This window comes from Candidatus Angelobacter sp., assembly GCA_035607015.1.
Taxonomy (GTDB): Bacteria; Verrucomicrobiota; Verrucomicrobiia; order Limisphaerales; family AV2; genus AV2.
In genome coordinates this window covers 1-6967 of record DATNDF010000292.1, presented here as the reverse complement: position 1 = coordinate 6967, position 6967 = coordinate 1, and the positions used below count along the sequence as shown (strand labels likewise).

9 protein-coding genes are annotated in these 6967 nt (G+C 59.4%); 5 read left to right on the top strand and 4 right to left on the bottom strand.

The features are described 5' to 3' along the window. Nucleotides 1-390 (bottom strand): endonuclease III domain-containing protein (locus VN887_11775; GenBank protein ID HXT40682.1); only part of this gene is annotated, 390 nt, incomplete at its 3' end. Between the two features lie 8 nt (nucleotides 391-398). Beyond that, nucleotides 399-713, bottom strand: coding sequence for a hypothetical protein (locus tag VN887_11770; protein HXT40681.1), 315 nt, complete (start codon nucleotides 711-713; stop codon nucleotides 399-401). Here VN887_11770 and VN887_11765 point away from each other — a divergent pair. From VN887_11765 to VN887_11750, 4 genes are all read left to right on the top strand, one after another. Further along, nucleotides 712-1512 carry a tetratricopeptide repeat protein gene (locus tag VN887_11765; GenBank protein ID HXT40680.1) on the top strand — a complete coding sequence of 267 codons (801 nt, stop codon included), beginning with the start codon at nucleotides 712-714 and terminating at the stop codon, nucleotides 1510-1512. The two genes, VN887_11770 and VN887_11765, sit on opposite strands and share 2 nt — an antisense overlap. 52 nt (nucleotides 1513-1564) lie before the next feature. After that, nucleotides 1565-2446, top strand: a complete 882-nt coding sequence (locus VN887_11760) for a hypothetical protein (GenBank protein HXT40679.1) — start codon at nucleotides 1565-1567, stop codon at nucleotides 2444-2446. A gap of 27 nt (nucleotides 2447-2473) precedes the next feature. Then, nucleotides 2474-2821, top strand: coding sequence for a hypothetical protein (locus tag VN887_11755; GenBank protein HXT40678.1), 348 nt, complete (start codon nucleotides 2474-2476; stop codon nucleotides 2819-2821). A 131-nt stretch (nucleotides 2822-2952) separates the two neighbouring features. Next, nucleotides 2953-4485, top strand: a complete 1533-nt coding sequence (locus VN887_11750) for an Ig-like domain-containing protein (GenBank protein HXT40677.1) — start codon at nucleotides 2953-2955, stop codon at nucleotides 4483-4485. 57 nt (nucleotides 4486-4542) lie between these two features. On the opposite strand, the gene VN887_11745 is transcribed toward VN887_11750, so the two are convergent. Next, nucleotides 4543-4884: a cupin domain-containing protein gene (locus VN887_11745; protein ID HXT40676.1), complete on the bottom strand. Its 342-nt coding sequence runs from the start codon at nucleotides 4882-4884 to the stop codon at nucleotides 4543-4545. 10 nt (nucleotides 4885-4894) lie between these two features. Next, nucleotides 4895-5839 carry a hypothetical protein gene (locus VN887_11740; GenBank protein ID HXT40675.1) on the bottom strand — a complete coding sequence of 315 codons (945 nt, stop codon included), beginning with the start codon at nucleotides 5837-5839 and terminating at the stop codon, nucleotides 4895-4897. Between the two features lie 66 nt (nucleotides 5840-5905). On the opposite strand from VN887_11740, the gene VN887_11735 reads away from it, so the two are divergent. After that, on the top strand, nucleotides 5906-6967 hold a 1062-nt coding region (locus VN887_11735; protein HXT40674.1), incomplete at its 3' end, for an SUMF1/EgtB/PvdO family nonheme iron enzyme.

Sequence of the window (6967 nt, the reverse complement as noted above, 5' to 3'; positions counted from 1 at the left end):
CAGCAGACGTTCGCGCACTTCCTTTGTTTCGCCGGAAAAGAGCTTGTGCAAATCGCCGGCGAATTCTCCGACCAGCACATGGAGGAATGAGCGGAGCCGCCGCGCCTTGACATTGAAGTAACCGGCGGGCCGGATCAGCCGGGCGAGTTTCTTTTCCGGCAGCGCGAAAAGTTTATTCGGTTCCATCACGCCGGCGGCTTTCAGGTTTGTGATGGCGCGTTCGACGTTGGACCAATTCGTGTTTTGCGTCAGGACCGCCCCGACGCAGACCTCGAACGGAGTGTCGCCGGGCCACCATCGCTGATGGCCGAAACGTCCGCGCATGATCGTGTAGGCGCGGCGGAGAATGGCCGGGCGCGTGCGGGAGGGAGTGCTTTTCACGCCGCGCATTGCGGGAATTACCAGCGGGTCTTGATGCCACAGGCGCGGGCGACGCACCAGCCGCGCGCGGCCTCGATCCACGCAAACCCGCCGGCCAGGACCGCCCCGCCGGCAAACCATGGATGACCCGTCCGGTTCAAATACCATGCCGCGGCGATCATCACCCCGCCGTACAAGGCGCGAACCAGCCGGCCCTTGCCATCCAGATTGGGCGCGAAGAATTGCTTCACGCACCGTCCATACCACGAAAACGGAGCGATGCCAACGCATTGTGAGTCATCGGCAAAAACTTTGTTGGCAAGCGCAATCCGGCTGCGTAATTTTGCCGACATGCTCACCGCGGCGCACGCGATACCCTGCTTCTTCGCTTCGCTGATTTCCGACGTGGCCAACTGGGAGTTCCTGCTCACCAATCCCGCGGTCCTGGTGATGACCGCGTTCCAGGTCTGGATGTTTATCGACGCGGCGAGGCGCGAGGAATGGATCTGGGCGATCTTCATCTTCTTTGGCTGGGGCGTGAGCGCGCTGCTTTATTTTTTTTTCGTCTATCGCGCGGCGCCGTCCGCAACACGAGGTTTTGAACTGCCGGGCGCTCATGACCGCCGCCGCATCAAGGAGCTCGAGGCGCAGATTCATCACCTGGACAAGGCCCATCACCATTCGCAGCTCGGGGACGTTTATTTTCAACAAGGCAAACTCGACCTCGCCGAGGCGTGTTATCGCGCCGCACTGGAACGCGACGCCGAGGACATTGACACGCGGTCGCACCTGGGCCAGTGCCTGCTGCGAAAAAAGAATCCCGGCGAGGCGCGTCCGCTGCTGGAAAAGGTTTGCGCGGAAAACCCAAAGCACGACTACGGTTATTCGTTGATGGCCCTCGCCGAAACGCAAACCGCGCTGGGCGAGACGGACGCCGCGATCGCCACCTGGAAAAAAGTCCTGGAGGACCATTCGTATGCCCGGGCACGGGTGCAATTGTCGGAGCTTTACCTGCAGAAGCAGGAGGCGGAGCTTGCCCGGGTGGAATTGCGGGAAGTCGTTTCGGACGACGCGCACGCGCCGGCATTTCAGAGGAAGCGCGAACGCGTCTGGGTCAGGCGAGCGAGGGCGTCGCTGCGCAAAATCGGTTGAGCATTCGCGGGCAAACGGCAGTTTATCGGCGCGCCGGAAATCATTTATGGCAATGACGGGAACAATAACGGAACCGGAACGGCGCGCGCTGGCGAAGCGCGTCGAAAGAATCGTCGCGGCGACGCCGGTATTCGATATTCACACGCACCTGTATGATCCCGCGTTCAAGTATCTTTTACTGTGGGGAATCGATGACCTGCTGACGTATCATTACCTCGTGGCCGAGGCATTCCGGCGCCTTGAAATTCCCAGCGAGCAATTCTGGTCGCTTTCAAAAACACGGCAGGCGGATTTGATCTGGAGCACGCTGTTCATCCGGCACTCGCCGGTTTCCGAGGCGTGCCGCGGCGTGCTGACGACGCTCAACTTGCTCGGGCTCGACGTGCGGAAGAGGGATCTGAGCGCGCTGCGCCGCTGGTTCGCCGGACAAAACCTGGAGAAGCACGTCACCCGCTGCCTTGAATCGGCGAACGTGGAAAAAATCTGCATGACCAATTCGCCGTTCGACGATCTGGAGCGGCCGGTATGGCAGAATAGATTTCGACGGGACGAGCGCTTTGTCGGCGCCCTGCGCATTGATCCGCTGCTGCTGGACTGGCCGCGTGCCGCCCCGCGCCTGGCGGCGTGGGGCTACCACGCTGGCGCCGAGTTGTCCGGCCAGGTGATCGGTGAAGTCCGCCGTTTTCTGGCGGATTGGACGAAGCGAATCAGCGCGAAGTATCTGATGGTTTCGCTGCCGCCGGATTTCGATTTCCCTGAACAAACCGATTGCGCCCGGTTGCTGGAGAAGGCCGTGCTGCCCCATTGCCGCGAGTCCGGCCTGCCGTTCGCGCTGATGCTGGGCGTGAAGCGCGGCGTCAACCCGCAACTGCGGCTGGCGGGCGACGGCGTGGGCCGGAGCAATCTGCAGGCCTTGCAAAACCTCTGCGCCTGATTTCCCGAGAACAAATTCCTCGCCACCGTGCTCTCGCGGGAGAACCAGCACGAGTTGTGCGTGCTGGCGCGCAAGTTCCGAAACCTGCACGTGTTCGGCTGCTGGTGGTTCACCAACGTGCCGTCGGTCGCCGAGGAAATGACGCGCATGCGCCTCGAACTGATCGGGCTCAGTGTCACGCCGCAGCAGTCCGACGCCCGCGTGCTCGACCAGCTCGTTTACAAGTGGAGTCATTTTCGGGAGATCCTTGCGCGCGTTCTGGCGGACAAATACGCCGATCTCCGGCGCGTGGGCTGGGAGCCGACGACGGCTGACATCGAACGCGATGTCGGAGAATTGTTCGGGGGCGCGTTTGAACGATTCTGCGCGTCGTGACGGACGGTTTTGCCGGGGTGACGACAGAAAACTTGACGTTGAACTGCACCCTCAATAGCTTCGTGCGTCCACGGATCAAACGCGAAGGAATGAGTTTCATCCGGCGTGAAACGAACCAAAACCTGTCATCCATGAATTCGCCCTCAAAGTTCGGATTGTTTCTGGCGTGCGCACTCGGGCTGCCCTTCTCTTCCTCGTCGGCCACGGTGAATGACGGAAGTTCGACGAATAATCTGGTTCAGCTTGTCAACGCGTTCAATGACAGCCCGGACAACGCGGTGGTGGTTCTCGACGTGGTTTCAAACTCGGTTCTGAGCGCCTCCCAAATCGGCGACACCGGCACATTCGCCGTGCGGTCCGCCTGGTACGCAGCGGACCTGGCTCCGACCAGCGGTGTTTATACGGTTACTTCCGATTTTCGGCCGGACGCCGATAATTATCCAAACTGTGGCGGCGTGATGGGATGGTTGAACCTGGCCTCCAGCAACGGAATCGCGTTCCACGTAACTCCCATCGACCCTTCGTTTCTCTCCGAAACGTCCTTCACCATTTCGGTGATTGATTTTTCCGCAACGAACGCCGACTCGAATTTCAGCTTCAATCATTTGTTCAATACCGACGGATCCGCGGCGGATTCCCGCTCAGCCGTGTCGGCCGCCGGCCCGAACTACTCCGCAACCGATTTCGCGTCGTTCCAGCTTGCCTTTACGACGCCGACCGTCGCTGATCTTGCCGCCGTGTCCAATGCCACCGCCCACATCACGGCAAAAGTTTTTCAGGGAACGAATGCCGGCGGCGCGCCCCTTCAGGTCGGTCAGACAACGGAGATGTTGACCGATCTTCCGCTGCCGGGCCCGAGCGTTCACCGGTTCGGGTATTACGCGTTCTGGGGGTCATTTTTTGACCCGGGAGGAGTCATCGGTTCTCTCGACAATCTTACTGCCGAGGGCGGAGTTGGATTGCCACCGAACGCGCCGCCCACGGTGAACATCACGGGTCCGACGAATGGAGCGACCTTCACCGAGCCCGCCAGCATCACCATCGCCGCCGCCGCCGCGGACAGCGACGGTGCGGTGGCGCATGTGGATTTTTTCGCCGGTTCCACGCTCCTGGGAACGGCCACCAACGCCAGCAACAGCGTGTTCAGTTTTACCTGGAACAACGTGGTTGCGGGGAGTTATTCGTTGACGGCGCAGGCAACGGACAATCGCGGCGGCGTGAGCACGTCCAGTCCGGTGAATATCACGGTCAGCGCTTCAACCGGCGGCGGGCCGACCATGACCCTTACCAACACGGGCGGGACGATTGACATCTCGTGGCCGGTGACGGGCTATCAGTTGCAGATGACAACGAACCTCTCTTCACCGAACTGGACGGATGTGGCGATCAACACCGTCAACACGAACCACGTTACGCTGCAGATCACGGCGGCGAACATGTTCTTCCGGCTGGTTCAGGCCGGAGCGCCGACCGGACCGGCGCTGACGATTCAACCGTCGAGCAACTCGGTGGTGATTTCCTGGCCGGCACAGGTGACCGGCTACCGGCTGCAATCAAAGACCGATCTGAACACCGCATCATGGACGGACATCGCCACATCGAACAATCAATTCACCGAGACGATCAGCGGTTCGGCGAAGTTTTATCGGTTGATCAGTCCGTGACGGGGAGGTTTGGCAGCGGCGGGCGCGACCGGTCTTGGATTCTCATGCGGGCCGCTCTCAATCAAACCATTCGTCGTTGGGGTCGAATGCAGGAACGGGGATGTTCAAGATTTTGAGCCGGCCGATGGCGCGGTGCCGGCAGCCGGGCTTGATGTAAATGGCCGTCATCGGCTTCACCGGAATCAGTTGTCCGTCCAACTCCATCTCGCCTTCGCCCTCGAGCACGAGGTAAATCTCGGTCATTGTCTTGTGGTAATGCGTTTGGGAGTCGGCTTCGATCTCCACCAGATGAAGGCTCGCAACGTTCGCGGTCGAATCGGCGAATGCCCGCCGGGTGAAACCGCAGGGGCAACGTTCGGCCGGGAGTTCGGAAAGTTGTGCTGTTTGGAAGTTGGGCATAATTTCAATCTCATTGCCGATTATCAATCGGGCTACTAAATAGCCGCCAAGTGAGAGCCGGATCATTTGTTCCGGTTTTCGGCGCAACTGGCACGGTCTTTAGATATTTTGGAACTAAATCCGTCAGCGTTTTGGGACGCTGGCCGACTTCGATTTCGTAGGCCCGACTCGCCAGTTGGAACATAAGTTGATCAAGTTTGAATTCGCGAGCCCGCACGGTGGTGGCAAACCCTTGCTCCACGCGTTTTACCGGATTGAGCGACGGAATGGGAATCAAAGATTGGAGCCGTTCACGCAAAGTCGAGTTGCGTCGCATCCATTCCCGCTCGTGGAGCAGAACATCGGCAAGCGTTTCTCTGTTGCCTTGGATTTCTTGCAGTGATTCGATTGCGGCAAAGCAGCTTTGCGCATCGAGGTCATTCACCACTTTATGTAGAGAAGTAACACCGATCGCTTCACAAGCGGACCCAACGAGTAGGTCTATCATCACCCCTCCGCGAACAGCTTCGTTGCCGAAGCGGATCGCTTGCAGATACATTTTTGCTGCGTCATTAGTGCGGTGTCCAAATTCCGCCAACCGGCCGTCCGCGACAAGCAATTGGGCGAGTTTCTTGGTGGTCATTAACTCGGGCCTCCGGATGCTCAGGTAACTAGTGGAGAAGCCGAGCGCAATGCGACAGCGCCGTGTCAATCCCTGCCGGAGGAGAGACAGAGTAGCGGCATTCGTTGCAACAAGCGAACGCAGTTCCTCTTGTGTCATCGTGCCATAGTTGCCTGGGTCACCGATCAGGCTCTGGCCTGCCTTAACAAAATCGTCATAACCATTCGGGTTGGGCAGGGGCGGACGGGGAACCGGCCGGTTAAGTTCGAAAAGCGCGTAAGCGATCAGGCCGAGCACCGTGAGTAGCGCGGCGCCCAGCGCCAGGGGGATTACTTTGAATTTTCTCTCCGGCATGGTGCGTCAACAGATTGACAAGAAAACCGGCAACGTCAACAGTAGCGCCCGCACAGCTAAGAAAGCATGAAACGACACCTCACATTGATCGCGGCAGCGCTGGTGGCCAACCCGGTTTCGCCACTGCTGGCCGCCGACAAGGTTGATTTTGACCAACAGATCAGGCCCATCCTTGAGTTCAACTGCATCCGCTGTCACGGCCCCGAAAAGCCGAAGGGCGCGCTTCGCCTCGACACGAAGGAAGGGGCTTTGAAAGGCGGGGATAACGGCACCGCCCTCGTTCCCGGCAAACCCGATCAAAGTCCGCTTTACACCAGCACGATTGCGCCGGCGGACGACGACAAGCACATGCCGCCGAAAGGCGATCCGCTAAAAAAAGAGGAGACGGACCTGTTGCGGCGCTGGATTGAGCAGGGCGCCGGGTGGCCGGAGGGAATCCCGCCGTTGATCGCCCGCAAACAGGAGGCTGCTCCCACCGGTGATGAAACGGAAGTCGTGGCGAACATCCACAAACTGATTATGTCGCGGCTGGACGTGACGAGCGAAGCGCAGATGAAGCCTTACACGAATGACATTCCCGGCTCGCCGGTGAAATTTGCCATGGTGCCGATTCGCGGCGGCGAGTTCACCATGGGCAGCCCGGACACGGAACCGGGCCGCAAGCCGGACGAAGGCCCGGCGCACAAGGTCAGGATTTCGCCATTCTGGATGGAGCAATGCGAAGTGACATGGAACGAATTCGAGCTGTTCATGTATCCCGACGAAGAGCGAAAATTCAAGGAGACAATGCAGACCGATCCTTATGTGGACAAGGTTTCCGATGCGGTCTCGCGTCCGACCAAGCCGTATGTCGAAATGAGTTTCGGAATGGGACGCGACGGTTATCCGGCCATCAGCATGACGCAGCATGCGGCGAACAAATACTGCGAATGGCTCAGCGCGAAGACCGGGCAGTTCTACCGGCTGCCGACGGAAGCCGAGTGGGAATACGCCTGCCGCGCCGGCACGACCACGGCGTATTCTTTTGGCGACGACGAATCGAAGCTCGGCGACTACGCGTGGTTTGGAAAAAACAGTGACTTCAAATACCAGAAGGTCGGACGGAAGAAGCCGAACCCTTGGGGCCTG

What these genes read in the sequence shown, in the direction of transcription:
- VN887_11765 (HXT40680.1), top strand. Translation starts at nt 712, where the DNA reads ATGCTCACCGCGGCGCACGCGATACCCTGCTTCTTCGCTTCGCTGATT.
- VN887_11770 (HXT40681.1), bottom strand. Translation starts at nt 713, where the DNA reads ATGTCGGCAAAATTACGCAGCCGGATTGCGCTTGCCAACAAAGTTTTT.
- VN887_11760 (HXT40679.1), top strand. Translation starts at nt 1,565, where the DNA reads ATGACGGGAACAATAACGGAACCGGAACGGCGCGCGCTGGCGAAGCGC.
- VN887_11750 (HXT40677.1), top strand. Translation starts at nt 2,953, where the DNA reads ATGAATTCGCCCTCAAAGTTCGGATTGTTTCTGGCGTGCGCACTCGGG.
- VN887_11745 (HXT40676.1), bottom strand. Translation starts at nt 4,884, where the DNA reads ATGCCCAACTTCCAAACAGCACAACTTTCCGAACTCCCGGCCGAACGT.
- VN887_11740 (HXT40675.1), bottom strand. Translation starts at nt 5,839, where the DNA reads ATGCCGGAGAGAAAATTCAAAGTAATCCCCCTGGCGCTGGGCGCCGCG.